Source organism: Xanthomonas sp. JL1 (assembly GCF_038405005.1).
In genome coordinates, this window is record NZ_JBBYGR010000056.1 from 1 (window position 1) to 26,584 (window position 26,584).

Annotated in this window: 18 protein-coding genes and 6 pseudogenes; 4 read left to right on the forward strand and 20 right to left on the reverse strand. The window is 64.7% G+C overall.

Annotated elements, in window-relative coordinates:
• Positions 1 to 48: 48 nt before the first annotated feature.
• From WJW29_RS13255 to WJW29_RS13315, 13 genes and pseudogenes are all read right to left on the reverse strand, one after another.
• A complete protein-coding gene (locus WJW29_RS13255) occupies positions 49 to 390 on the reverse strand; it encodes a hypothetical protein (protein WP_041182345.1) in 342 nt (113 codons plus the stop codon).
• Positions 371 to 880 (reverse strand): DUF4123 domain-containing protein, encoded by a 510-nt coding sequence (locus WJW29_RS13260; protein WP_044757268.1) that lies wholly within the window; start codon positions 878 to 880, stop codon positions 371 to 373. The genes WJW29_RS13255 and WJW29_RS13260 overlap by 20 nt, the downstream gene beginning before the upstream one ends.
• Positions 877 to 1,287 carry a PAAR domain-containing protein gene (locus WJW29_RS13265; RefSeq protein WP_027704109.1) on the reverse strand — a complete coding sequence of 137 codons (411 nt, stop codon included), beginning with the start codon at positions 1,285 to 1,287 and terminating at the stop codon, positions 877 to 879. Before WJW29_RS13265 ends, WJW29_RS13260 begins: the two co-directional genes overlap by 4 nt.
• 331 nt (positions 1,288 to 1,618) lie before the next feature.
• Positions 1,619 to 2,326: pseudogene (locus WJW29_RS13270) on the reverse strand (transposase); the annotation flags it as partial.
• A 297-nt stretch (positions 2,327 to 2,623) separates the two neighbouring features.
• Positions 2,624 to 2,845 (reverse strand): hypothetical protein, encoded by a 222-nt coding sequence (locus tag WJW29_RS13275; protein ID WP_005921785.1) that lies wholly within the window; start codon positions 2,843 to 2,845, stop codon positions 2,624 to 2,626.
• Between the two features lie 676 nt (positions 2,846 to 3,521).
• Positions 3,522 to 3,645 (reverse strand): annotated as a pseudogene (locus WJW29_RS13280) (CsbD family protein); the annotation flags it as partial.
• 144 nt (positions 3,646 to 3,789) lie between these two features.
• A pseudogene (locus WJW29_RS13285) lies at positions 3,790 to 3,993 on the reverse strand (sensor domain-containing diguanylate cyclase); the annotation flags it as partial.
• A gap of 72 nt (positions 3,994 to 4,065) precedes the next feature.
• Positions 4,066 to 4,714: pseudogene (locus WJW29_RS13290) on the reverse strand (helix-turn-helix domain-containing protein).
• A 242-nt stretch (positions 4,715 to 4,956) separates the two neighbouring features.
• Entirely contained in the window at positions 4,957 to 6,126 is a 1,170-nt protein-coding gene (locus WJW29_RS13295; protein WP_011260879.1) for a glycerate kinase, read from the reverse strand.
• A gap of 25 nt (positions 6,127 to 6,151) precedes the next feature.
• Positions 6,152 to 7,462, reverse strand: a complete 1,311-nt coding sequence (locus WJW29_RS13300; RefSeq protein ID WP_041182532.1) for an MFS transporter — start codon at positions 7,460 to 7,462, stop codon at positions 6,152 to 6,154.
• A 376-nt stretch (positions 7,463 to 7,838) separates the two neighbouring features.
• Positions 7,839 to 9,101 (reverse strand): annotated as a pseudogene (locus WJW29_RS13305) (dipeptidase).
• A gap of 273 nt (positions 9,102 to 9,374) precedes the next feature.
• Positions 9,375 to 9,695 carry a hypothetical protein gene (locus tag WJW29_RS13310; protein WP_010364861.1) on the reverse strand — a complete coding sequence of 107 codons (321 nt, stop codon included), beginning with the start codon at positions 9,693 to 9,695 and terminating at the stop codon, positions 9,375 to 9,377.
• Between the two features lie 118 nt (positions 9,696 to 9,813).
• Positions 9,814 to 10,980: a class I SAM-dependent rRNA methyltransferase gene (locus WJW29_RS13315; protein ID WP_027704146.1), complete on the reverse strand. Its 1,167-nt coding sequence runs from the start codon at positions 10,978 to 10,980 to the stop codon at positions 9,814 to 9,816.
• 263 nt (positions 10,981 to 11,243) lie between these two features.
• Here WJW29_RS13315 and WJW29_RS13320 point away from each other — a divergent pair, with 263 nt between their 5' ends.
• Entirely contained in the window at positions 11,244 to 12,200 is a 957-nt protein-coding gene (locus WJW29_RS13320; protein ID WP_011260885.1) for a TerC family protein, read from the forward strand.
• A 374-nt stretch (positions 12,201 to 12,574) separates the two neighbouring features.
• Positions 12,575 to 13,360, forward strand: coding sequence for a rhomboid family intramembrane serine protease (locus tag WJW29_RS13325; RefSeq protein WP_011260886.1), 786 nt, complete (start codon positions 12,575 to 12,577; stop codon positions 13,358 to 13,360).
• 129 nt (positions 13,361 to 13,489) lie between these two features.
• Here WJW29_RS13325 and WJW29_RS13330 read toward each other — a convergent pair whose 3' ends face one another.
• Positions 13,490 to 14,590 carry a glycerophosphodiester phosphodiesterase gene (locus WJW29_RS13330; RefSeq protein ID WP_012446485.1) on the reverse strand — a complete coding sequence of 367 codons (1,101 nt, stop codon included), beginning with the start codon at positions 14,588 to 14,590 and terminating at the stop codon, positions 13,490 to 13,492.
• Positions 14,591 to 14,823: 233 nt separating this feature from the next.
• Positions 14,824 to 17,075, reverse strand: a pseudogene (locus WJW29_RS13335) (TonB-dependent receptor).
• Between the two features lie 240 nt (positions 17,076 to 17,315).
• Between WJW29_RS13335 and WJW29_RS13340 the strand changes: the two are divergent.
• Positions 17,316 to 18,173: a phosphatase PAP2 family protein gene (locus WJW29_RS13340; RefSeq protein WP_011409859.1), complete on the forward strand. Its 858-nt coding sequence runs from the start codon at positions 17,316 to 17,318 to the stop codon at positions 18,171 to 18,173.
• Positions 18,174 to 18,331: 158 nt separating this feature from the next.
• On the opposite strand, the gene mnmE is transcribed toward WJW29_RS13340, so the two are convergent.
• The 5 genes from mnmE to rpmH form a co-directional block, all read right to left on the reverse strand.
• Positions 18,332 to 19,672 (reverse strand): tRNA uridine-5-carboxymethylaminomethyl(34) synthesis GTPase MnmE, encoded by a 1,341-nt coding sequence (gene mnmE, locus WJW29_RS13345; protein ID WP_011260889.1) that lies wholly within the window; start codon positions 19,670 to 19,672, stop codon positions 18,332 to 18,334.
• 164 nt (positions 19,673 to 19,836) lie between these two features.
• Complete coding sequence (locus tag WJW29_RS13350; protein ID WP_011260890.1) at positions 19,837 to 22,539, reverse strand: polysaccharide deacetylase family protein; 2,703 nt, start codon at positions 22,537 to 22,539, stop codon at positions 19,837 to 19,839.
• Positions 22,540 to 22,617: 78 nt separating this feature from the next.
• Positions 22,618 to 24,342 carry a membrane protein insertase YidC gene (gene yidC / locus WJW29_RS13355; RefSeq protein WP_011260891.1) on the reverse strand — a complete coding sequence of 575 codons (1,725 nt, stop codon included), beginning with the start codon at positions 24,340 to 24,342 and terminating at the stop codon, positions 22,618 to 22,620.
• A 25-nt stretch (positions 24,343 to 24,367) separates the two neighbouring features.
• Complete coding sequence (gene rnpA / locus WJW29_RS13360) at positions 24,368 to 24,805, reverse strand: ribonuclease P protein component (RefSeq protein WP_041182346.1); 438 nt, start codon at positions 24,803 to 24,805, stop codon at positions 24,368 to 24,370.
• Between the two features lie 38 nt (positions 24,806 to 24,843).
• Positions 24,844 to 24,984, reverse strand: coding sequence for a 50S ribosomal protein L34 (gene rpmH, locus WJW29_RS13365; RefSeq protein WP_002805908.1), 141 nt, complete (start codon positions 24,982 to 24,984; stop codon positions 24,844 to 24,846).
• A gap of 242 nt (positions 24,985 to 25,226) precedes the next feature.
• On the opposite strand from rpmH, the gene dnaA reads away from it, so the two are divergent.
• A complete protein-coding gene (gene dnaA / locus WJW29_RS13370) occupies positions 25,227 to 26,555 on the forward strand; it encodes a chromosomal replication initiator protein DnaA (protein WP_011407161.1) in 1,329 nt (442 codons plus the stop codon).
• Positions 26,556 to 26,584: the final 29 nt, after the last annotated feature.

The following is a 26,584-nucleotide window of genomic DNA, read 5'->3' on the forward strand; positions in this document are numbered from 1 at the left end:
GGCGGCGGCGGAATCGGAACGGGTACGGCGACCATGGCGGTGCTCCTTTCAGTCGATATCCGATGACAGCATGGCGAGCAAGTCGGCCGCTGTCAGGTTGGGGGTGTTGGTCTGTGCGAACCATACCTTGGTAAGGGGCTGATCACGCAATCCTCGCGCCCAGGCGACGTCAGCCTTGACCCAGCCCACCAGTGTTGGCAGGTGAGTCATGCCGAAGGCGTTGACGGCGTGGCGATAGCTGGTCTGCACGTCCGCCAGCAGTTGGGCATCGTCCCGGCTGGACACCGCAGCAGGGTGGTCGCGGCGTACTTCCGCAGCCAGACGTGGCAAAAAGCTGCCCGGATCGGGCAGGCAGAGCTTGGCGTATTGCTCAGGTGTCAGCTGCAGCATCGGCGGTCTCCTGCAGCTTGCGCGCTTCGTCTCGGGACAGCGTCCAATGTTGGCCAAGCGCCATGACCTGCCATTCGAGGATCGGGCCGAGCAGTTCCAATTGCTGCGCCAGTGTCAGTACCTCCATGTAGCGCAGCCAGGCACGCGCGTCGTAGAAGCGCATGAGCGCCAGGCTGCCGTCTGGCAGCTCAACGTCGAGCTGTTGCTCCAAGTGTGTGAACAGTTCGTCGAAGGGTACTTCCGATGCCAGGCGCGTCGCACCGGCTGCAGTGCGTCCAAGTTGCGCTAGCCACGTATCCAACCCCGGATGCACCGCCCCGATTGGCAATTCGATCAACCATGGCGAGGCGGCCACGTGCTCGGCCTCCGGTTGATGCTCGAACAACGAGCGAATTTCGAGGTCTGACGCCGCCGCATGATGTTGCAGCGTGGAGAGATAGGTCGGATCCACCGCGCAATCTATGACTGCGAATTGATACCAGGTCCTCATGTGCGGCTCAACAGTGGCGCGCCTTCGCCGGCGCCGGAGAGCAGGCATTCCAGACAGACAGGCGGCTTATCCAGAGGCATAGCGATGCCGGGCGATTCCGAAGCAAGCGGGGCAAGTGACTGGCTGTCTGTTCCGGCCCCCAACTCCACGTAGTTGCGCGACTGGCGCTGCGTGCTGATCGTGCAACCGCAGGCGAGGTGGGCACCGTCCAGCGCGACCGGCTGGCCTTCGATGATGATCGTGGGATCGCCGTCGACGATGGCAAAAATCCCTTTGTGCTTGCGGCACGTCGCGCGATCGCCGACGCGTGCGACTGGCAGGCCGTCGACGTCGGTCTCTCTGGAACCGGTGATCACCTGGCCACCACCACTGGTCGGATCTCCGACCACGATCCACATCCTGCGCATGACATCACTCCTTTGCCGATCACCGTGCTGCACCTACAGGCTGCCACAAGCCGCCCGCGCGCGCCATCGGCGAGGGCATCGCGGCCGGCACCGCATTGTGATGCGTATGCGTAAAGCTTCGTGCAGGCATGACCCTCGGCCGCCTACTCCTGCCTCCGTCGCGCCACGTGTGTCTTCAATGAAGCGCCAGGCTCGGCGCCTGGGTCACCGACGACAGAAGCGGGAGCATGGAGCCGACCACCGCTTCGGCAATTCGCTGTGTAGACCCCGGCGCGCGCAATCGTCGCCCCGCCACGCCTGCGGTCTTCTTAGTCGCCCCTGAAAAACCCTCTCAAACACCAAATGCCATGTTTGCTGGCCACATGATGCTTGAGCACGTTGAGGGTCGCGCCCGCACCACCTGCAACCAGGCACGCAAACAGGCGATCCAGCGCAGCAGCCACCGCAGGTTGTCGCCAGCGGCGCAGCCGAGCACGTGCAGTGCATCGCCTTGGGCGCCTTTGAGATGGCAGCGATTCAAGCGGCAGTCCTGTTTCAGATGTCCGATCACCGGCTCTACCGCTTGCCGTCGTTTGATCCAGCGCCATTGCCGTCGTGTCAGCGTCTTGGCTTTGCCCCGATGCAGGATCTGCACACCCTCCACGTCCCGCCCGCGATACCCCAAGTCCACAATCGCCACCTGCGGGATCACATCCACATCCTGCAGCAGCCCGCGCGCCTGTACCAGTTGCTCGGCCAACGTATCGCCGTCGTAGGGATTGCCGGGAAAACTGCGCGCGCCCACGATCACGCCCTTGCGCGCACTCACCGCAATGCCGACCTTGACGCCACATTCGTAGGGGCTGCTTGCCTTGCCCTTGCTCATGCAGTCCACTTCCGGTGCGTGCAACGCGTAGAGTTTCTGTTTGTCCTTGGGACGCTGTGTCAACAACCGGTGTGCGCGCTCCAACCAGACACCGATGCGCTCACGTACCGACGGTTCCTGCTGGGCCAGCTTGCGTTGCAGATCGCGCAACACCCGTCCCAGGATCGTGCGTTGGTGTCGCGCGCCATCGCGTTATACGGCTGCGGCGTTGGCGCAATGTACTTGCTTGTTGCCGTGCCGGTGGCCGAGCGCATGCCTTGTGCATGCGCTGGCTGCATGTACGCGGCGACACACAGCGCTGACGCTGCCAGCACGATGCATCGCGCGATGATGGTGATCCTGTCCATGGTGTTCCCCCTGTATGCACTGATCCTAGCCCACGCGCTGCACGCGCGGGCGGATCAGGTCGCTTGTCCGTGCGAGCTTGCGTGCTCGATCACATGGCGCCTTGCTTGTATCGAAGAAAGTGCGTTACCGGGCGGTGCCCAAATCCCCCAGCACATCATCCACCTGCTCAGCCAAGTGCTGCAGGCAATGTGCCCATTGCTGCAGCGGAATGGCCGGCATGCCCATAGCGCCTTCCTCGCGCGTGCGCGGTGTGGCCAAGGTGGCCAGCAGGCGCAGTTGGTCGCGTACGCGCAGCAGGTGGTATTGCGTGCCTTCGGACATCCAGTAGCCGGGTTCGTCGTGCATGCCGCTCTCCTTGCCATGGGCTGGCTCCCGCTGCACAACGCAGCGGGATGCCGGGAGGCTAGAAACCGCACACAGCCGGCGGGCTTATTCCCCTTGCGGGTGTTGTATTCGCCGCCCTCCCGGCGCGAGAACGCCGAGCCGTGCCAAGCCTTTTGGCCGGACACAAAAAACCCACCAAAACTCGGAGGTGGGTGCCGCTGTGTGTGGAGTTTCTAGGCTCCGCGCGGGAGTGTGCGGGTGGTGGTGGCTAGGGTCAAGTTGCAGCGCTTGCGCTGCGCTAGCGCGCAATGGGCAGACGCACACCGCGTGTTGGGCGTGCATCGGGGGGTGTGAGGTGATGCAATGCAGGTCGTCATCGAGCTCTGATGGCGGCGTGGTGCTCCACACGCGTGCGATCCAGCGGGACAGCCCGCCCTGGCTAGGCTCGTTCATTCCACGCGCCAGCTCTTGCTGCTGCGTCAGCGCCCTTTCCTGCGCAATGGCTTGGTTGGCCGCAAAGAGCTTGTGGTCCGACACCAAGCGAGCAGAACAGTCGGGTGCATCCAACCCCTACAAGAATGCCAACGCCCCGATCAAGTTGGGCGTTAGCGATCGTGCACTATTTGTGCGGCATCACCGCATGCGATGCGGCGGTTGACAGCGCGGCAGGCATCCGCCTGCTTGCGATGCAACCAACTTACTTGGTCGATTTGACAGCGTCGCGCACGTTATCGGCGACTTCGCCGGCCTTGCGCTGCACCTTGCCCACATTTTTTTTCAGCAGCGCCTTCCAGTTCGGTGCTCTTGTCGCCAGTGACACGTGGGGCGAACACCATAGTTTGTGCAGCTTTGGACAAACCATGGTGCATGGCTAGTTGCCGAACTATGGTGTTCTGCTCTGGGCGTACCGTCGATCAGGGGTTCCTCAGCGCTTCCAACGCGTGATCCAAGGCAGTGACTGCATCCACCGCGATGGGGGGGCCGGCACTGGCCTGTGCGGCAGCGGCCAGTGCGTCGAAGAACGGTTCGGCGTCGGTGTCGACCACTTGCAGCAACGCCAGATGCGCCAGGCGCTCGGCCTCGCTGGGGGTGGCTGACACGGCGGTATCGCACTGATTCAATGGAATGCTCGAGCCCGGGCACTTTGCCCAGTCTAGCGGAATGCGCATATCAGCCAAGGCGGCGTTCCGTGCGCCACTGCACAGCACCGCATTGGGCGCGCTGGGCGGGTGGTGCGGCACTCAGTCGGCGCTGGCCGTGTCCATGTTCGCCACGGTGGCGGCGCTGTCGTCGCGCATCTGCAGCGCCAGGTACAGGCGCATGCAGTCGTCGGTGTTGCTCAGGTCCACTGCGCACAGTTCCTGCATGCGCTGCATGCGGTAACTCAGGGTATTGCGATGGATGCCCAGCGCCTTGGCGGTGGGGGCCATGCGCATGCCGGCACCAAACCAAACCGACAAGGTCTTCAACAACTGGCCGCGACGGTCCTGCGCCAGCAATGCCTGCAGCGGCTTGCGCAATTGCTCGGCTTGCCAGGCCTGACGCAGGTCGTCTGCCAGCAGCGGCAGGCGATAGTTGTCGTAGAAGAATGCATCGGCGTGCGGCGCACGCGCCTTGCCGATGCGCATGGTGGTGCGCGCGATCTGGTGCGACAACGCCAGGCCGTTGGACTGCGGAAAATACTGGACCAGGGCCAGCCGGATCCGCAGCCGGCTGCTGGCGCGCATGCGCTCGAACAGACTGTGCACGCGCGTGCAGCCGGCCGAAACGTGCCGGCGCGCCGCTGGCGATGATGACGCCGGAGTGGTCCATCGCATCGACGTTGCCGTCGATGATGGTCATCGCGCGGTCGACGCTGGACTGCGCCAGGGTGCGGTCGAGCGTGAGCATGGGCTGGGGCCTGTTGATGCGATCGAGAGAGGTCACGGTGGCATGTTCGGTACGCACCTGTTCGCCACGTGTGTGGTTGGGCGTGGGGCGTGTTGCACGCCTATGTCCCAGCATCTGTGCAAACGGTGCCGACCGCCGTTGGCGTGGTTCGATCCGGCGCGCGCTGGCCAAACACCCTGTCCGACAGGGCGCTTCAGAACCGGGCGCAAGCCCGCGCCGCTGATGTCACCGGCGTGCTGCCATCAACACGCATCGACACCCGACGGCAGCGATGCCAACACCCGGCCCACCTGCAGCGTTGCCGCCACATTGCGCGCCGCGATGCGCACGTTGCTGGCGGCGTCGGCCAATGCCTGTTCCAGCGTGCAGGCGCGATGCACCACCGCGAACATGGCATCGATGCCGTGGCCGTGCAGCAGCGCGGCGCCGTTGCCCAGGCAACCGGCAATGGCGATCACCGGTTTGGCATGCCGTCGCGCTACCCACGCCACGCCGACCGGGGTCTTGCCGTGCAGGCTCTGGCTATCGAGACGGCCTTCGCCAGTGATGACCAGATCGGCCTGGGCGACCAGTGCATCCAGCCCGAGCGCCTGGGCGACGATCTCCACGCCGGGCCGCAACTGCGCGCCCAGATACGCCACCAATGCCGCGCCCAGACCGCCGGCCGCACCGCCGCCGGGCAACGCGTGCAACCGCACGCCCAGGTCGCGCTCCAGCAGGTCGGCGTAGTGCTGCAGGTTGCTATCGAGCTGGCGCACCATGCCGGGGGTGGCGCCTTTTTGCGGGCCGAAGATCGCCGAGGCGCCGGTGGGACCGATCAGCGGGTTGTCCACATCGCAGGCCACTTCGAACTGGCAGTCCTGCAGCCGCACATCCATGCCCTCGGTGTCGATGCGCGCCAGCGCAGCCAGCGCGCCGCCGCCCGCACCGATCGCCTCGCCTTGCGCATCCAGCAGCCGCACGCCCAAGGCCTGCGCCAGGCCGGCGCCGCCGTCGTTGGTGGCGCTGCCGCCGATGCCGATGATGAAGCGCCGTGCGCCGGCGTCCAAGGCGGCCAGGATCAACTCCCCCACCCCTGCGGTGCTGGTGCGCAGCGGCGCGCGCTCGGCCGGCGGCAGTAGCGCCAAGCCGCTGGCGGCGGCCATTTCGATCACCGCGGTGCGGCCGTCGCCGGTCAGGCCGAAAAACGCCTGCACCGGGGTGCCGAGCGGACCGCTGACGGTGCAGGCGATCACCCGCCCGCCGGTGGCGGCCACCAGCGCGTCGACGGTACCTTCACCGCCGTCGGCAACCGGCACCTTTTGGTACTGCCAGTCGGGGAACACCTCGCGAAAGCCCGCCTCGATCTGCGTCGCGACTTCCAGCGCAGACAGGCTTTCCTTGTACGAATCGGGAGCAATGACGACCTTCATGGGGACACGCGCTTGGACGGACGCATCACTGGTTCACCGCGCACGCCGGCACCCGCAACACCAACGCGGCGCCCAGCAGCATGGCGCCGGCCAGCACGTACAGCGCCAGTTGGGTGCTGTGGGTGGTGTCCTTGATCCAGCCCACCAGATAGGGGCTGACGAAGCCAGCGACCTGGCCGGTGGAATTGATCAGCGCCAGCCCACCGGCCGCGGCAGCGGCGGTGAGAAAGCCGTTGGTCAGCGGCCAGAACAGCGGCAAGCCGCTGACTGCCCCCATCGTGGCCAGGGTCATACCGAACAAGGCCAAGCCCAGGTTGTCGGTGACGCTGGCGGCGATGCACAGGCCGGCCGCGCCCATCAGCAACGGAATCACCAGATGCCAGCGACGCTCGCCGCGGCGGTCGGCCGAGCGGCCCATCAGCACCATGAACACTGCCGCCGCCAAGTACGGGATCGCGCTCATCAGACCGATGCGGACCGGGTCGGTGACGCCGCTGTCCTGGATGATCGAAGGCAGCCAGAAGTTGATCGCATACACCCCGCTCTGAATGCAGAAGTACACCGTGCCCAGCAGCCACACCGCCGGGTTGCACAGCACCGCGCGCAGCGAGGTGGACGCACCGGCCGGCTTGCCTGCTTCGTCGTCGGCCAGTACGCGGGCCAAGGCCTGTTTTTCCTGCGGGTTGAGCCAGCTCGCTTCTTGCACGCCGTCGCTGAGCAGGAACCACACTCCGTTGCCCAGCAACACGGTCGGCAGGCCCTGCAGCAGGAACATCCATTGCCAGCCGGCCAGCCCGCCCTGCCCGGCCGAGAAATAGCCCAGGATCCAGCCCGACAGCGGCCCCCCCAGCACCCCGGAGATCGGGATCGCCGACATGAAGACGGTCGTGACCCGGCCATGCCGGTCACGCGGAAACCAGCGCGTCAGGTACAGCAAGATGCCGGGGAAGAAGCCCGCCTCGGCCGCACCGGTGAGCAGGCGCAGCGTGTAGAACCCGGCCGGGGTGCGCACGAACAGCAGGCAGGTGGACAGCAGGCCCCAGCTGACCATCATGATCGCCACCCAGCGCCGGGCGCCAATGCGCTGCAGGATCAGATTACTGGGCACCCCGCAAGCGAGGTAACCGATGAAGAAGATCCCCGCGCCCAGCCCGTACACGGTCTGGCTCATGCCCAGATCGCGCAGCATCTGCAGCTTGGCGAAGCCGACGTTGACCCGGTCCAGGTAATTGAACAGATTGCAGACGAACAGGAACGGGATCAGCCGCCACAGGATCTTGCGGTAGGTGGGGCCCATGCCATCGGGGGGTGGCAGGGGCCGGGTGGCTTGGGTCATCGCACGCTCCAGCAGTCGGTGGGCCAGCCGGCCCCAGTGTCTTGGCACCGGCACCATCTGGGGGTCGACGCATTCTAGAGTGAGCGTTTTGACGGAATCGTCGTCGGGATGTTGCCTGTGCGTGCGAAAGTGCAATCCGCTTTTTATGCAAATGTCCAATTTGCGCAAGACGCACTGGCATATGTCGCACCAGGGAAAACGCCACAGCGGTCATGCCGTTGGTACCGAGCCGGCTGCTCACCCGACGGAACACCCCTCAGCGGCACTGCGCCGCTCCCTGCGACCGCCGGGTTCGATGCAGCACAGCGGCAACCCACTCGCGCGATGTCCGCTTTGCGTCTTGCCACTCTCCAATCACCACTGCCGAATCACGGCACTACCGCTTCCCCACTCCCGATTCCCGATTCGCCGCCGCATAGGCCTGCGCCTGGCCCATCACGCGCAGCAGATTACCGCCCCCAAATACCGGGGATCTGCTGTTCGGTGTAGCCCTTGCGCAGCAGCCATGCGGTGATGCGCGGCAGATCGGAGACATCTTCCAGCCCCCCCCACCGCCGTCCCGATCCATGCCGATGCCCACATGCTGGGGCCCGACCACCGCCAGCACATGCTCCAGATGCGCGCAGAAATTCTCTTCGGTGGCGCGCTTGATCGGGTAGCGCGCATCCAGTTCCTTCAGCGCGGCGCTGAGCTTGGTGGCGTCTGCGATCTTGACGTGCTCCCAGCCGCCGTAGTGATCGATGAGCGCCTTCTCGGCGGCCTTGCGCTCGGGGCTTGCGCCGCTGTCCACCAGATAGCCGCCGTAGGAATTGACCTGGATCACCCCGCCATGCACGGCCAGCACCTTCAGGCGTGCATCGTCGATGTTGCGCGGGTGGTTGTAGACCGCACGCGCGCCGCTGTGCGAGAGCACGATCGGCACCGGCGACAGCGCGATCAACTGGTCGAACACCGCATCGGAGGCATGCGATCGATCGATCACGATGCCCGGCGCCTGCGCCTGCTGCACCAGTTGTTTGCCGGCCGGGCTCAAGCCCTTCCACTCGCCCCCTTTGGTGTCGGTGGCCGAGTCGGCGAAGGCGTTGTTGAGAAAGTGCACGGTGCTCATCAAGCGCAGCCCCTGCGCGTAATAGACGCGCAGCACGGTGGGGTCGGCCACCAGCGGGCTGGCGTTTTTCATGCCGATGTACACCACGCGCGTGCCAGCGGCCTTGATGCGCGCGGCATCGGCCGGCGTGGTGGCCAATGCAAAGCGCTGCGGTTGCGCGGCCACCAGCGTGTGGATCTTGAGCAAGCGCTGCAGCCCGGCGTCGCGGTCGTCCAGATGCGCGGCCGCACTGCGGTGGCCCTGCCCGGTGTAGACCGCCCAGAAGCCGCGATCCAGCGCCCCTTCGACCATGCGCGGGTAATGCACCTGCGACAGGCGATTGCCGGCATGCGTCTGCAACACATCGACGTCGGCGCGCTCCAGAGTGGCCGGCGTGTCCAGATGCGAATCCAGCGTGACCAGACGTTGTTGCAGCGCGGTGGCGCGCTCCAGTTCGGCCTTGGAAAACTCCAGCGCGTGCGCGGGCAACGCAGCCGCCAGCAACAGACAGACAGCGAACGCGAACGCAGGTGCATGCGATCTCGCAGGCAGTGGGGGATGCGCCGATCCTAGCGGCTTGCTGCACGCGCGCTGCGGCCTCGCGCGGGACGCCGCATCGCTCACGCCAACCGGCGCGATTGCGTGAGCGATGCGCGCGTTGCGAGGCCGGCGCTACGGCGATGCCGATGGTGCGACCACGCGCAACGGTGTCGAACTGGGCACGGCAATGCTGGCGACTACCGCGCGCGCAGCCGGTTGGTCATCGGGCGGTGTTGGATACACCAGCGAGCCCAGCGCGCGCAAACCGTCACGCGCGCTGCAGCGTCAGTCGTCCAACTCCGCCAGCCGCGCGCGCACGCTGTCCACATCGATGTGTTCGCGCACATGCGGCCACTGCCGCGCCCACACCGAGCGGAATACGATCCACGCACCGAACACACCCAGACACGTGGACCCCAGCGCCAGCAGCAACGGATGCAGCGGCGAGCCGTCGCCAGTCTGGAACAGATACATGAAGGCGCCGGAAAACAGCAGCCAGACGCCGAACACTGGCCAATTGCTGGCCAGCAGGCTGGCATTGGGCCGTTCGATCTCGCGCAGCAGCCGGCGCAAGGCCTTGCGTTCGTCTTCGTCGCTGGACGTCATCGGCTGCCGGCTCCTGGTTGTAGCTCTGCGTTGAATCGACGCTTGCCGACGATGGCATCGCGCCAGGGAAGACGCTGCCTGCAATGCGGCAGACCGCGTCTTCGGCCGTGCAACCCGGTTACACCACGCGGCAGAAAACGGCCTTCAAATAGCGCGATTCCTGCACGTGCGCCATGAATGGGTGATCCGGGCCGGCGCCGGCCACTTTCAGGATCTGGATGGTGCGGCCGGAGAAATACGAGGCACGCCGTAGCATGTCCAGAAACTCCTGCTCGGCCACCAGGCCGGTGCACGAGAACGTGGCGAACAGACCACCGGGCTTGACCACGCCCAGCGCCAATTTGTTCATGTCCAGGTACTTCTTCAGCGCCGGAATTACCTGCTCGCGGTCGCGGGTCATCTTGGCCGGGTCCAGGATCACCACATCGAACTGCTCACCCCGATTGGACGCATCGCGCAGCCACGGAAAGATGTCGGCCTGCACGAACTTGGGGCGCACGTTGTTGAGCTTGGCGTTGCCCTTGGCAATGGCGATGACGTCTTCGTCGATATCCACGCCCAGCACTTCGGACGCACCGCGCGCGGCGGCATACACCGCAAAGCCGCCGGTGTTGCAGCACAGGTCCAGCACGGTCTTGCCTTCGACCTGCTCGCTCAGCCACTGACGGTTGTCGCGCTGATCGGCGAAGAAGCCGGTCTTGTGCGCACCGGCCGGGTCGGCGCGGAACTTGATGCCGTGCTCGGTGATCACCGCCGCTTCGGTGGTGGTGTTGCTGTGGAAGTCGAAGCTTTCCTGCTTCTGCACGTGTTCGTCGGCAAAGCTGTGGAAGCGGCAGCCCGGGAACTGTTCGCGCAGCGCGTCGTAGATCCATTCGCGGTGACGGAACATGCCGGCGGCGAAGAACTCCACCACCACCAGGTCGCCATAGCGGTCCACCACCAGGCCGGACAGGCCGTCGCCTTCGCTGTGCACCACGCGCCAGGCATCGGACACGCCATCGAGCTTGAGCCAATCGCGGCGCAGGCTCACCGCCGCGGCGATCTTGCGCGCAAACCAGCCCGCATCCACCGGCACCGACTGGTCGGTTTCCAGAATGCGCACGGCAATGCGCGAATGGCCGTTGTAGAAGCCGCGGCCAATCCACTCCCCGTCCACGCCGACCACATCGACGATGGTGCCGGGCTTGGGCTTGGCGGCGGGCTTTTCCACCAACTTCTGGAAGATCCACGGGTGGCTGGAGCGCCAGGCATTCTTGAGACGGACGACGGGGACTGGACTATTCATCGGCCCATTGTATCCGGCTGGATTGACGTGCCTGCGGCGGGCACGCAGAATCGGGCCAGATAAGGGAGTAGCTCCCAGCGTTGTCGCCGTCATGACCAGCCCGCCATGTGCAGCGCTCCGGTGCAACGGCAACCGGCCCAGCCGGTTGCGAACAAGACCTTCGCCGTACAGGCGAAGGTCCGTCACCCGGAATCCACGATTGCCGTGTCACAAGGCCTCAGCCCGCCGGCTGTCCAGGCCGCTTTCGCTTGTTCGGGATTCTTATGCAAACCATTGGCAATGTCTGGTTATGGGGTGGCTTCGCGGTGGTGGTGATCGCCGCGCTGCTGGTCGATCTGGTGCTGATGCGCCACGGCGGCGCCCACAAGGTCACTTTCAGGGAAGCCACTTGGTGGAGCATCGGTTGGGTGCTGCTGGCATTGGCCTTCAATGCCGCGCTGTGGTGGTACCTGCAGGGCGGCGTGGGCGACGCCAAGGCCGATCAGATCGGGCTGCAGTTCCTCACCGGCTACCTGGTGGAAAAATCCCTGGCGGTCGACAACATCTTCGTGTTCCTGATGGTGATGACGTATTTCGGCGTGCCCGAAGAACAGCGCCAGCGCGTGCTGATCATCGGTGTGCTGGGTGCCATCGTGCTGCGCGCGATCATGATCTTTGCCGGCTCGATGCTGCTGGCCAAGTTCCATTGGCTGCTCTACGTGTTCGGCGCGTTCCTGCTGCTGACCGGCATCAAGATGTGGTTCTCCGCCGGCAAGGAGCCAGATCTGGAGCGCAACCCGGTACTGCGCTGGATGCGCAGCCACCTGCGTCTGAGCCCGCAGTACTACGGCAACCTGCTCAGCGTGATCAAGGACGGCAAGCGCTGGTTCACGCCGCTGTTCGTGGTGCTGATCCTGATCGCCGTGATCGATGTGATCTTCGCGGTGGACAGCATCCCGGCCATCTTCGCGATCACCACCGACCCGTTCATCGTGCTCACCTCCAACGTGTTCGCGGTGCTGGGCCTGCGCGCGATGTTCTTCCTGCTGGCCGGCATGGCCGACCGTTTTCACCTGCTGCCGTATGGCCTGGCGGTGATCCTGGTGTTCATCGGCACCAAGATGATGATCATCGATCTGTACAAGATTCCGGTGCTGGTGTCGCTGGGCGTGGTGGTGACGATCCTGGTCGCCACCATCGTGCTGAGCCTGCTGCGGCCGCCCAAGCCTGCCGGGCACTGACGGGCCGCGATTGGGCAGTCGGGATTCGGGATTGGTGGTTGGTTGCGGCGGGTAGATGGCGGGGCTTGCCGCGATGTGCGGAGGACACAGAGGGCTGACGGCTGTCTTCTGTGGCAGCCGTGGGCGCCTTTTTTGCCTTGCATGGTCATTGCCGGCTGCGGCCGCTCCGCCCACTTCTGCGGAGCATTTGGCGATCGCGTGGCGGCTCGGTTTTAGAGGGTGGCCACTGACGCGGGCAGTGGCACGCGTCGCTATCTGCACGGTGCGGCGCAGGTGATTGCGCCGCTGATCAATGCAGTATCCCGCCGCCGGATCCGGTTATCCCCCGCGCACGGGGCTTGCAAAGGCAAAACCACGCCGCCATCCGTGAATGCATGACAACGCACTCTATCTCCCCCGATACCGCCACGCAGAACCGCCTGGATCGTTCCCGGGTGCTGCGTGCCTTCAACGTCAGCCTGGCCGCCGTGTTGCTGCTGGTCGCGGTGTTCACCGCCCAGGGCATGTTCGACTGGCGCGCCTGGGCGGTGGCGCCGCTGCAGACAGACGGCCTGATCGGCATCCTCACCGCACCGCTGCTGCATGGCTCGCTTGCGCATCTGGGCGCCAACGCCACCGCGTTGTTGATCCTGGGCACGCTGGCCGGCAGCGTCTATCCGCGTGCCACGGTCATGGCGCTGCCGCTGTTGTGGCTGGGCTCGGGCCTGGGCGCGTGGCTGCTGGGTGAGCCCGGCAGCCGGCATCTGGGCGCCAGCGGCGTCACCCACGGCTTGATGTTTCTGGTGTTCGTGCTCGGCCTGCTACGTCGCGACCGACCCGCGATCGCCACCAGCATGATCGCCTTCCTGTTCTACGGCGGCATGCTGATGACCATCCTGCCGCACGAAGCCGGGGTGTCCTGGCAATCGCATTTGGGCGGTGCGGTGGCCGGCCTGATCGCGGCCCTGCTACTGCGCCTGCGCGACCCGCAACAGGCCAAGCCGCGCTACAGCTGGGAAGACACGGACGAAGACGCGGCCTGGGACGTGAACAATCCCGAGCACGCGATGCTGGAACCGCCGCCGCCGCGCCAGGTGCCCGTGCTGTGGCAGCACCAGGACGATGGCTCGCAGAGCGTGGTGCTGCATTTCCCGCCGCGCGAACGGCCGCCAGGTGCCTGAAGACTTTTTTCAGGCGACCGCCGAACCAATCGACGGCGTTGCTCTGCCTTGCGTAGGAGCGTGCCTGCGCGCGATGGGGGCTGTACCGATAGCGCCCGTCGCGCTCTGGCGCGCTCCTACAGATGCTGATTACCGCGAGGTGTGCCCGCTCAATGCGCGCCGCGCCAGACCAGGGTCGTCGGCAAAGAACGCATCGATGCCGGCGTCCAGATACGCCTTCAACTCGACCAACGCACCCGCGTCGTTGCGCTCGGTCATCGGGCCGCCGCTGCGGTTGTTGGCGGACAGAAAATAATTTTCCGGACGGAAGGTATACGGCTGCACCTGCAGCCCGGCCGCATGTGCGTCGCGCACCAGGCTGGTGGGCGTGCCCAGGCGTTGCTGCGCATCCAGCGGGATGATGCTGCGGATGTCGGGGCCGATCGCATCGGCATAGGTTGCAACCTGCTTCAGACCGTCCGGCGTGATCATCTGCCCGTAGGTCTTCGGTGCATCGCCCGTACCGGCATCGGGCAGCGCCATCTGCGCGCCACCGAGCAATTGCAGCAGGCCGATGTTGCTGCTGCGCCCGATCGTGCCGCGCAGATAGCGCAGGTTGTTGGTCTCGAACGATTGGATGATCACCGGCGCAGTCTGCGTGTAGGCATGCGCATGCAGGGTGGCCAACACCTTGTCTTCCATCGGCAGACCCAGCGCCTTGAAATAGCTCGGGTGCTTGATCTCCGGAATCAGCCCGATGGTGCGGCCGGTCGCTGCCGATTCTGCGCCGACGAAATCGATGATTTCATCGAAGGTGACGATCTGAAACTGCCCATCCCAGCGCGTGCCGCGCAACTGCGGCAAGCGCTCGCGCGCACGTAGCGTCTTCAACTCGGCCAAGCTGAAATCTTCGGTAAACCAGCCTTCCATCGCCTGACCGTCGATGGTCTTGCGCGTCTTGCGCGCAGCGAACTCCGGGTGGCTGGCCACATCGGTGGTGCCGCCGATCTCGTTCTCATGCCGTGCGATAAGCACGCCGTCTTTGGTCGACACCAGATCCGGCTCGACGAAATCGGCGCCATCGACAACGGCTTTAGCGTACGAGGCCAAGGTGTGTTCCGGGCGCAACGCACTGGCACCACGGTGCGCAAAGATCTGCACCGTCCTGGCCAGCGGTGCTTCGGCAACTGCAGCGCCGCTCATGCCAACCATCATCGCTCCCACCAACCAGATACGACCGAACTGCATCATGCATCTCTCCAACGAAAAACAGTTTCCGAATCGACACATCACCGCCAGGCGAGTCTGGTCGATAGGCGGCGGGGGAGCTACGACTGTACATCCCGCTTCCGCTGCATCGTCCGCACCCGCCGGAAAATCACGCGCGACGTTTGGTTAGCCAGCTTAAACCTGTCTACGTCGATCGAAACCGGAAATCGGTCAGCAACCGCAAGAACGGCTCTTACGATTCCCGATTCCCGTCCTCAGAACTTCGCATCCAGCGTCAAAAACACCTGACGCGGTGCACTGGCATGGAACGCCAGCTGACGCCCGTTCGGGTCGGTGTTGGCGAACGCGGTGAGGTTGGAGGCGTAACGCTTGTCGGTGAGGTTGGTGACGTTAAGCGAGAGCTTGAGCGCCTGCAGCACGCCGACCTGGCCGAATGCATACCCGGCGCCGGCATCGAACGAGGTGTAGCCGCCCACGCCCTGATCGTTGGTGTAGGTGTAATAGCGCTGGCCGGTGTACTTGCCGCGCAGGTTGACGTTCCAGTTTTCGTAGTTGAAGGCGATTTCGCTGGCAAACATGCGCTTGGGCGTATCCACCGTGTACTTGCCGGCGGTAGGGATGGTCACGCCGTTCTGCACGTAAGTTGTCGTCATAGGTCGAACGGTTGATCGACGCCGAGTTGTACCACTGCAGGTCGCTGGTCGGCTTCCAGATCACCGTCAGTTCGCCGCCGCGGCTGCTCACCGAGCCGACGTTGAAGAAACGCGTGGTGCACGCCGGCGTGGTGCCCTGCTGGATGCTGGCACACGGGTTGAGCGAGAGCAGGCGGTTATCGAAGGTGACGTCGTAACCGACCAGCGAGGCTTCGAAGCGGTCGCGGACAAAGCGATAGCCTGCTTCCAGCGTGCGCGATTTTTCCGGCTCCAATGCGCCGACGCTGGCATCGAACGATGCCTCGGTCACCAGCAACGGACCACCGGCGCCGGCACCCTGGAATGCGGCGATATTTTCCGCATACGAGACGAACACTTCCTGGCCTTCGGCGAGGCGATAACCCAAGCCGATCTGCGGCAACACTGATTCGCTGGCCGTGAGCAAGCCGGTTGCCACCGGCGCTTTCACTGCCACGCCCGGCGTTTTGCGCGCGGTCATTTCGGTGCTCGGGCTCTTGATGCCCACGTCCAGGCTCAGGCGCTCATCGAGGAACTTGAAGTTGCCCTGCACATAGAACTGGCGCGTGGTGATGACGTCGTTCTGCGAAAACAAGCGACGGTTGGGGTTCTGCAGGAACGTGTCGTCGCTGACCGGGCCGGTAATCCAGTAGAAGTTGCGTTCCAGATCATGGTGATTGCGCTCGTACCACAGGCCGGCTTCCAGATGATGCGGGCCAAGGTCCCAACCGAGCGAGGCGATGCCGCCGGTACGGTTGATCCAGTCATTGGTGCTGCGGATGGAAATCGGCAATGCCTGTGGCGTGCCCGAATTGGACGCCTGTCCCGGCGACCACCAGTGGCCCTGGCCCTTGTTTTCATGGTGATAGACCTGCGTGTGCAGGCTGATCGCATCGTTAGGCTGGAAGTCGCCGGCCATATAGAACAGGTCGTCGTCGCGCAACGCGCGGCTCTGGTAATACGCATCTTCGATGTTATCGACCCCGCCGCTAAAACCGCAGCGCGCCGCATTACGCGTGGCTGGCGCGCAATATGCAGCCGCCAATGCGCGGTTCCAGTCCGGCGCGTACAGATTCCAGTCCCAACCCAGGCCACGCGCCATGCCGCTCTTGGACAGATAGTCCGCCTGCGAGGTGCGCGAGGTGTCGGCGAATGTGGTCAGCTTGCCGCCGTCGAACTTGGTACATACCCTTGGCGTTGAACTGCCGCGTGGTGGTCGGCGATTCCGGCCGCGCCCACATGTCGGCTTCGGCGTTGATGCCAGACAGATACGCCGAAAACCCGTTGTAATCGCCGGTATCCACGCGCAGGAAGGTGCGCCGATTGGCATCGGAGCCCACCGTCTGCGACACCTCCCCGCCGAACACGCTGGACGGATCGGTCGAGTAATACTGGATGGTGCCACCCAGGTTGCTGGTGGAGGCAGTACCGAGCGCACCGATGCCCGAAGCCAGCTACACACCGCCGAAGTTTTCCGCAATCAATGCGCGGCTGATGTTGAGACCGTTGTAATTGCCATAGGCGTTGTCGCCCAGCGGCAGGCCGTCGAGCGTATAGCCCAGGCGCGTACCGTTGAAGCCGCGCAGGCTGATCGTCTGCGACTCTTCGTTGGCACCGAACGCGTCGTTGGATTGCACGTTCACGCCCGGCATGCGGTTGAGCAGCTTCTGGATGCTGGTGCCCGGCGGCAACACCGGAACGTCCTGCTGGGTGATGCGCTGCACCTGGCGCGTTTCGCCCTTGCCGATCGCCGACACCGTATCGAGCTGCTGCACGCTCGTACCGGTATCGGCAGACACGTCGAGGTCGGCAGCGTAGGCGGCAGGCGCGAGCACGAGCGCAGCAAGAACGGCGGCACTGAAGTGATGGATCTTGAGAATGAGCGGTGCTGGGGACGGGTCAACAGATGGCGGCAAGCGTGCGACAGTCGTCTTGCGTCGATGCTGCCGAAACATGACAATGCGACGACGACCTTTCGCATCCCTCGCCGTTAGTGCGTTGCACTGGCATGCAGCTGTCATCTCTGCGTCGTAATATTGCGAGGTCTTCCATTCGTGTTGGTCGAGGGTGTGCCCATGTCGCAGCGCAGCGCAGGTCGTTCTCGCAGAACACTGACGGGCATCGCCATCGCCGCCTTGCTGGTCGGCAGCGGCCTTGCCGGCGCGCGACAAGGCGCGGCGCCAGCCGGCTCGGTGATCGCAACCGACGCGCATGGATACCTGGAAAAGAGCGAACTGCCCGACAGCCTGCAGCTGGTGCCGCCGCCACCACAGGATGACAGCGCCGCGCTCGCCAACGACGAGACGGTTTCCAAGGCCATGCTCGCCCTGCGCGGCACGCCGCGCTGGGAGCTGGCCGCGCAGGACGCAGTGCTGCGCTTTCCGGCCGCAGCCACGCATTTCAGCTGCGCGCTCGGCATACAGATCGACCAGACCAGCACCCCGCATCTGGTGCGCGTGCTCGAACGCAGCATGCGCGATGCCAGTACCGCCACCAGTGCCGCCAAGGCGCGCTATCAGCGTCCACGCCCGTTCATGCGCAATGCGCAGCCGATGTGCACCCCGGACGATGACGCCGCCCTGCGCAAGAACGGCTCTTACCCTTCCGGCCACACCGCCATCGGCTGGACCTGGGGCCTGATCCTGTCGGAAATCGCACCCGCCCACCGCGATGCCCTGCTCGCCCGCGGCCGTGCCTTCGGCGATAGCCGCCTGGTCTGCAACGTGCACTGGCAGAGCGATGTCATCCAAGGCCGCATGGTGGGCGCCGCCGCCGTCGCCGCCTTGCACGGCAACCCCGCATTCGAAAAAGACCTGGCCGCCGCACGCCGCGAGATCGAGAAAGCGCAGGCGAAGCAGCCGACGGCAGCGGCAGCGGCGGCGTGTAATGCGGAACGCGAAGCGCTGAAGACGGTGTTGCCTGGTGTGATGTAACTCGGAAGAGTCAAGCGGCGGGTGCGCACTCAGACGCCAAGCACCAGATGCCGCCAGCAGCGCTAACTACGCAGGTGGTGTGCTAAGCGAATACGCACTTGTGGCACGGGCTGACTCCGACAACCTCAGCGTGTAGCAATACGCTGAGCACGACCGCATCACTTGCCGATACAGAAACTCGAAAAGATCTTGCCGAGCAAGTCATCGGCGCTGATCTTCCCGGTGATCTCGCCGAGCGCTTCATGCGCCAGGCGCAGTTCTTCGGCGGCCAGTTCGAGTTGTTCGAAGCCCAGTTCCAAATCGGCGGCGTCCACGTGTCGTTCGGCGCGACGCAGCGCCTCCACGTGCCGCGTGCGGGCAGAGAACTCGCCATCGACGCTTTCCACGCCATCGCCGAGCGCAAGCTCGCGCAGGCGGATGTGCAGTTGCTCAAGTCCTTGACCGGTCACCGCCGAGACGGCAATCGCATTGACGTCGAGTGGCGCGGCATCGCTGAGCAGATCGCATTTGTTATGGATCCACAGCTGACGCGGTACTGCATCGATGGCATCGCCGATCGCCGCGCGTGCCGCCTGCGGATCGCGTGCATCCAGCACCACCAAGGCCAGATCGGCGCGCTCCAGTTCGGCGCGGGCGCGACGCATGCCTTCGCGTTCGATCGCATCGCCACCATCGCGCAGGCCCGCGGTATCGACCAGGGTCAACTCGAAGCCGTCGAGCTGGATGGCTTCGTGCAAGGTGTCGCGGGTGGTGCCGGCGACATCGGTGACGATCGCGCGCTCGCTACCGGCCAGTGCATTGAGCAACGAACTTTTGCCGGCGTTGGGCGGGCCGATCAACACCGCATGCAGGCCGTCGCGCAACGTGCGTCCGCGTTCGGCATCGCGCAGCAACTGGGCGAGCAGGGTGCGCGCCTGGGTCAAGCCGTCGCGTACCTGGTTGCCGCCCAAGGTGTCGAGCGGCTCGTCGGCAAAGTCGATGGCCGCTTCGACATGGATGCGCAGACGGGTCAGGGTGTGGGCCACTGCATCGACACGTCGCGAAAACACGCCATCCAGTGCGCGCCGCGCGGCGCGTGCCGCCCGCAGGTCGCCGGCTGCGATCACGTCGGCGATCGCTTCGGCCTGCGCAAGATCGAGTTTGCCGTTGAGGAACGCACGCTCACTGAACTCACCGGCGCGTGCCTGACGTGCACCCAATTCGATGCAACGGGCAACCAGTTGCCGCAACAGTACCGGGCTGCCATGGCCTTGCAACTCGACAACATCTTCGCCGGTAAAACTGTGCGGCGCGTTGAACCACAGCGCAATGCCATCATCGATCACCGCGCCCTGCGCATCGCGGAAACGCGCGTAGTGCGCATGCCGCGGCTGCAGACGCGCAACACCTAATTGCACTGCAATCTGCCGCGACTGCGGCCCGGACAGGCGCACGATGCCCACGCCACCGGTTCCGGCAGCACTGGCGATGGCAACGATGGTGGAGGTGGAAGACGACATGGGCACTGCTCTGACGTGGGTTGAAAGGGAAATGTCTATGGAATCCACTGCACGATCGCCAGCGGCCTATTACCTGTGCGCGGGTCCTTCCGGCTCATCCATCCGTGCCGACAAGGTCGCGCCCTGCTGGCGACTCCGCGCAACATCGTGTCGGCCGGCTTGCGTCACAGCGATTGCAGCTGCGCACGCGCCTGCGCCGCACCGCTGACTTGCGGCTGTAACTCCAGATACGTCGAATAGGCCTTGCGTGCCTTCTCGCGATCACCGCCCTCTGCATACGCATCGCCCAGATTGAGATAGGCCACCGCACGCGACGGATCGATCTTCAAGGTAGTTTCCAGCCGGCGCGCCGATTCGGCGGAGCGCCCCTGGCGGAAATACACAAAACCAAGGTTATTGGCCGCCAGTGCAAAATCCGCACGCAGCTTGAGCGCTTCGGCAAATTGCTCGGCTGCGTCGGCGTAGCGCTTTTCCTTGTACAACTGCAAGCCGCGTTCGTTGGCCAATTGCGCGCGTTGGCGGTCGCTGCTGTTCACTGCGGTGGGCACCACCAGCGTGGCTTCGCCACCTTGCAGGGTTTTCACCGTGACCGGCGCTGCCGTCGCTGCCGCACCGGCTGTGGCCGGCGCAGGGCGCGCGGCATCCACGCGTCCGTTGAGCGCAATCGCATCGGCAGACAGCTGTGCGGTCTCTGCAGTGAGAAACTCTTCGCCGCTGGGAACCTGGAACACGAATTCACCGCCTTGCGAACCCGGCAGGCTGCCGAATGCCGGTGTCTGCGCCGAGACGACCGGCACCGCAGGCGCCACATATGCAGCCAGTTCGGTTCCGGTGATCAAGCCATCGCCATTGAGATCCCCCTTGCCGGCCAATGCCTGCAACAACACCCAGGTGAACACCGAATGCCCATTGGGCCCGCTATCGGCCACCTGTTGATCGGCACCGCCGGCGGTCAGCATCTGGCGTGCAATCCGCCGCGCGTTCTCGCGCAGATACGCGCTGGACGTTGGCCCACCACGCGTCAATCCCAGCCCGCTGTAGCATGCATCCATCACGAACAAGACGTGCTTGGCCTGCAGGCTTTCGGCGATGTTCTGCAAATCGCTCATTGCGATCGCATCGTTGGCCAGATGCTCCGGGTCCGAGTCGACCGGAACGATGTAACCAAGATCGCGCCCGGAGGCGAGCCGGCGCGTGGCGCCGTGCCCGGCGAAGAACACGAACACGCGATCGTTGGTCTGCATGCGGCCTTCGCCGAGACGGTCGTGAAATGCGGCGAGGATGTTGTTGCGTGTCGCCTCACCGTTCTTGAGCACGATCACCTGCGACGACGGAAATCCCAGCGGTCCGGTCAAGGTGCTGGCAATCGCCTGCGCATCGTTGGCCGCGTATTCCAGCTTGGGCCAATGTGCGTAATCGTCGATACCGATCACGATCGCCCATGATTGGGCATAGCCGGTGGTCACCGTGGCATCGGCCACCGCGCTGGGTGCGCGCGCCACCGAAAAGTCGCGACCATTCCAGTCGGCGAACTGGTAACCATCGGCGATGAGGCGATCAAGAATTTGCGGCAGCGCTTTCACCGCGCGGTCGTGAATATCATGGAACAGCACAATGCCGCGCTGCGCCTTGTTCACTTGGTCGAGCACGCGTTGCACGATGGATTCCGGCACCGGGTCGGCCCAGTCCAGCGAGTCGATATTCCACATGATGGACTTCAGGCCGGCCTCGCCCAGCAGCTGCAAGCCTTCCGCAGTGCGCGCGCCATACGGAAACGGGAACAACGGCGCGCGCTTGTCGTCCACCGCACGCAGCAAGGTGTCGGTATCCAGTACCTGGCTGCGCTGCGCTGCGCCGGTGGTTTTGGACAACTGCGCGTGGGTCAGGCTGTGGTTTCCAACTGCATACCCCTCTTCCATCAGCGTGCGGCTGATCTTGGACAGCGGCGCGAGTTTGGGTTTGCCGGCGGCATCCGGGCTACCCAGATTGCGCCCTACTTCGAAGAACACCCCGGGCACGTCGTAGCGTTTGAGGATCGCCACGATCTCTTCGGTATAGGCCTTGTGCGGACCATCGTCGAAGGTCAGCACCACTGTTTTGGGTGGCAGGTCGCGGCCGAACACTTCGCTGTCGCTGTCGCGTGCCGAGAACGGATACGGCTCCACCACGCCATGGTCACGCAGGATCTTCTCGCGCGTGTACAGCGTGCGCAGATGCGCCACGTAGTCGTCCCACTTCTCGCGCTTGGGCACGATGGCGCGGCTGCGGTCGAAGCGACTGAAGATCTGCGTCAGCTCCTTGGTGTAGCTGCGCTCGATTTCGTCCAGCGCCTCCAGATCCTCGCCGATGCGCTGATGCAGTTTCACCGCTGGCAAAGCAGAGTCGCGACCGATGCGCGCATGCAGATCGCGCAATACCTCGCCAACGGCGAGGCGGTCGGCATCGGAGAGATCCGGCGCCGATTCCACCTCGTCCAGCACCGCAGCAATCGTCGCGAACCGGTTCGCGTGCTTGGATGTCAGCACTGTTTCGAACGATGCAGCGATGCGTTCGCGCTGCTCGAGATTTTCATGGAACAGCTGCTGCCCCACGCTGCTGGACATGGCGCGATCGCGTGGGGTCTGCTTGTCCTCATCGGCCAGCAGCACGATGATGCGGCGGTGCCGGTCCAGCTGTTCGCGCAGTTGCGCGATCAATGCCTGCGCAGCGTCGGCGCTCTTGTCGGCCTGCGTTCCTGCGGTCGTTGCAGCAGAGGATTTCGCGGCGTAGGCCGCATCGCTCGCGCCCTGCTTCCCACAGCCGGCCAGCGCCAGCACTCCCACGCAACTTGCGCACATCAGCAGGCGATGCAACGGCGATGTGGTCACGACGGCGTCCTTGGCGAAAGAGACAACAGATGCGGGCTGACATGCAGAAAGCCCGCCTTGCGGCGGGCCTTCTTCAACTTACTTGGCGTTGGCCCGGATGATCTTGCTCGGCTTCTCGCCGTGCTGGCGGATCATCCACCACTGGATAAGCAGATTCAAACCGCCGTTGACCACCCAGTACAGCACCAGACCGGACGGCACGAAGGCCATCATGGCGCCGAACACCAGCGGCATGAACTGCATCATCTTGGCCTGCATCGGGTCTATGCCCGGGGTCGGGGTCAGCTTCTGCGTCGCCCACATGATCGCGATGTTGAGCGCCGGGAGGATGAAGTGCGGGTCGCGCGCGGTCAGGTCCTGGATCCAGCCCAGCCACGGCGCCTGACGCAGTTCCACCGACTCCACCAGCACCCAGTACAGCGCGAAGAAGATCGGCATCTGGATCAGCAGCGGCAGGCAGCCGCCCATCGGGTTGATCTTTTCCTTCTTGAACAGCTCCATCGTGGCCTGCTGGTACTTGACGCGATCGTCGCCGTAGCGCTCCTTGAGTTGCGCCAGGCGCGGCTGGAACTTGCGCATCTTGGCACTGGACTTGTACTGCGCAGACGACAGCGGATACAGCACCAACCGCAGCAACACCACCAGGCCGACGATCGCCCAGCCCCAGTTGTGCAGGAAGCTGTGCAGATGGCTCAGCACCCAGAACAGGCCCTGGCCGATGATGGCCATGATCGAGAAGCGGCTGTAATCGATCACGCGGTCCAGCCCCTTCACGTCTTCCTTGGCGATCAGACTGACCAGCTTCGGACCCACCCACAGGCGCGCTTCGGTGGTCGCGGTCTGGCCCGGCGCCACGGTGAAAGCCGGGCCGCGCAACTCGGCCACGTCGCGTGGGCCGTCCTTGTTCAACACATACAGCGAGGCTTGGTCGTTCTGCGGAATCCACGCGGTGAAGAAGTGGTGCTGCAACAGCGCTATCCAGCCGCCGGTGATCTGGCGATTGAGGCCGCCGTCGTCCATGTAGTCCTTGAACGCACGACGCTCGTAGCCTGCCTGCGGGCTGTACCAGGTCGCCCCGTTGAAGCTGAAGGAATCCGGATTGGTCATGCCGCGGCTGAGGATGGTCGGCACCCGACTCAGCTTGCGGAACACATAACCGTTCCACGGCGCGGCGCTCTTGTTGATCACTTCATCCTTGATCGAGATCGCATAGCGACCACGTTCCAGGGTAAAGGTGCGACGGATCGACACGCCGTTGGGGCCATTCCACACGAACGGCACCACCAGCGTGTTCTGGCCCTTGGCGAGTTCGAACGTCGTGCCAGGCTGTTCTGCGCGAAAGCCGCCGACGCCCGGCACCGGCGAATGCTCACTGGCCCAGCCACTGGTGGCGTTGTACGGGTGCGCCGCGTCTTCCGTCAGCAGGCTGACCGGCGCGGTGCCGTCCTTGGTCTGCGGGAACTGCAGCAGCTCGGCGTCGAGCACGCTGCGGCCATCCAGCTTCAGGCGCAGCACGTCCGAGGTCAGGGTGACCACCGGTGCAGTGCCGGCAGCAGCCGGTGTCGCGGTGGTGGTGCTGGTTGCCGGAACCTTACCCGGCGCACCAGCCTGCGGAATCGCCTGAGCTGCGGGCACATTCGCCGCGCTTGGCGTTGCCGCATCCAGATCACGTGCCGCCGGCACCGATTGCGTCGCAGCCGCCACGGGCGCATTGGCAGCCGCTTTTTCTTTGCCCCACTCCATCCACAGCAGCGCCGCGACCATCAGCCAGGCAAAAATCAGGAAAACACGGGTCTGGTTCATCGGGCAGCAACTCGCTCAGTCGGAACTACAGGTCCGGCTCTGTCGGGGAAAGGGAGGATGGGTGCATCGTCCTGGCGGGCGGCATTGTGCCGGGCGCAGCAGGTAGGGGCAATGCGCCGGCACGGCGCAGCAGACGCAGGAAGGCGTCGCGGATCTGCGGATTGGTCGCTTTTGCAGCTGCCGAGCGCGCCACGATGACGTAATCGCCACCGGGCAACTCAGGCAAGAGATGTCGCATGGCATCGCGCAACACACGTTTGATGCGGTTACGTCCGACCGCACGCGTATCGACCTTGCGCGACACCGCCATGCCCAGGCGCGGCGGGGTATCGCCAGTGCGCCAGTGCAGACTCAATAGCGGATCCGAGGTGCGGCGTGCGTTGTCGAAAACGACCGTATATTGCGCACGCGTACGAACCCGCGCAGAGCGAGGAAATCGCCTGCACGGGTTCGATGCGTTCACGGTAAGGACTGCCTTGGCCGCAGGGAGCGGCGCGGCAGTCAAGCGCTCAGGCGCTTGCGGCCCTTGGCGCGGCGGCGAGCCAGGATCTTGCGGCCGTCGGCGGTTGCCATACGTGCGCGGAAGCCATGGTCGCGTGCTCGCTTGAGGTTGCTGGGTTGGAACGTACGCTTGGTGGCCATGGGGCCCTCTGCATGAATGGAGACGAATATAACCGGTAATTCTATAGGTCCGCTACAGCCCTGGTCAACAACCCGCGCGCATCGCCGCAGCTGACGCTGACCGCCGCCTGTGGATGGACCTGTGAATAACTCTGGGAAAACCGTGTCCCCGGTGCTAGTCTGGCCCATCCTCTTTTCACTACCGGGCTGCGTGCACGGCGCCTTTCTGCGCGCCGCAGCCAGCAACAGATGATCATACTTTGATGGATGCTTGGCCCCGCTGTCTGGAACGTCTCGAAGCTGAATTCCCGCCCGAAGATGTCCACACCTGGTTGAAACCCCTGCAAGCCGAAGACCGCGGCGACAGCATCGTGCTGTACGCCCCGAATGCCTTCATTGTCGACCAGGTCCGCGAACGCTACCTGCCGCGCATCCGCGAGTTGCTGGCGTATTTTGCCGGCAATGGCGAAGTGGCGCTGGCCGTGGGGTCGCGTCCACGTGCGCCCGAGCCGGCTCCGGCACCCGTCGCGGCGACCATTGCGCCGCAGGCTGCGCCGATCGCGCCGTTCGCCGGCAACCTGGATTCGCATTACACCTTCGCCAACTTCGTGGAAGGCCGCAGCAACCAGCTGGGTCTGGCCGCCGCGATCCAGGCCGCGCAGAAGCCCGGCGACCGGGCGCACAACCCGTTGCTGTTGTACGGCAGCACCGGCCTGGGCAAGACCCACCTGATGTTCGCGGCGGGCAATGCACTGCGGCAAGCCAAACCGGCTGCCAAGGTGATGTACCTGCGTTCGGAACAGTTCTTCAGCGCGATGATCCGGGCGCTGCAGGACAAGGCGATGGATCAGTTCAAGCGCCAGTTCCAGCAGATTGATGCGTTGCTGATCGACGACATCCAGTTCTTCGCGGGCAAGGACCGTACGCAGGAAGAGTTCTTCCACACCTTCAACGCGCTGTTCGATGGCCGCCAGCAGATCATCCTGACCTGCGACCGCTACCCGCGCGAAGTGGAGGGCCTGGAGCCGCGGTTGAAGTCGCGCTTGGCCTGGGGCTTGTCGGTCGCGATCGATCCGCCGGATTTCGAAACCCGTGCAGCCATCGTGCTGGCCAAGGCACGCGAGCGTGGCGCCGAGATTCCCGACGACGTGGCATTTCTGATCGCCAAGAAGATGCGCTCCAACGTGCGCGACCTGGAAGGCGCGCTCAACACGCTGGTGGCGCGCGCCAACTTCACCGGGCGCTCGATCACGGTGGAATTCGCCCAGGAGACGCTGCGCGACCTGTTGCGCGCGCAGCAACAGGCCATCGGCATCCCCAACATCCAGAAAACAGTAGCCGACTACTACGGCCTGCAGATGAAGGATTTGCTCTCCAAGCGCCGCACGCGTTCGCTGGCACGTCCGCGCCAGGTGGCGATGGCGCTGGCCAAGGAGCTCACCGAACACAGCCTGCCGGAAATCGGCGATGCCTTCGCCGGCCGCGACCACACCACCGTGCTGCATGCCTGCCGGCAGATCCGCACGCTGATGGAGGCAGACGGCAAGCTGCGCGAGGACTGGGAAAAGCTGATTCGCAAGCTCAGCGAGTAGGCCTCGGACCCCAATCGTGTCCGCGCTGG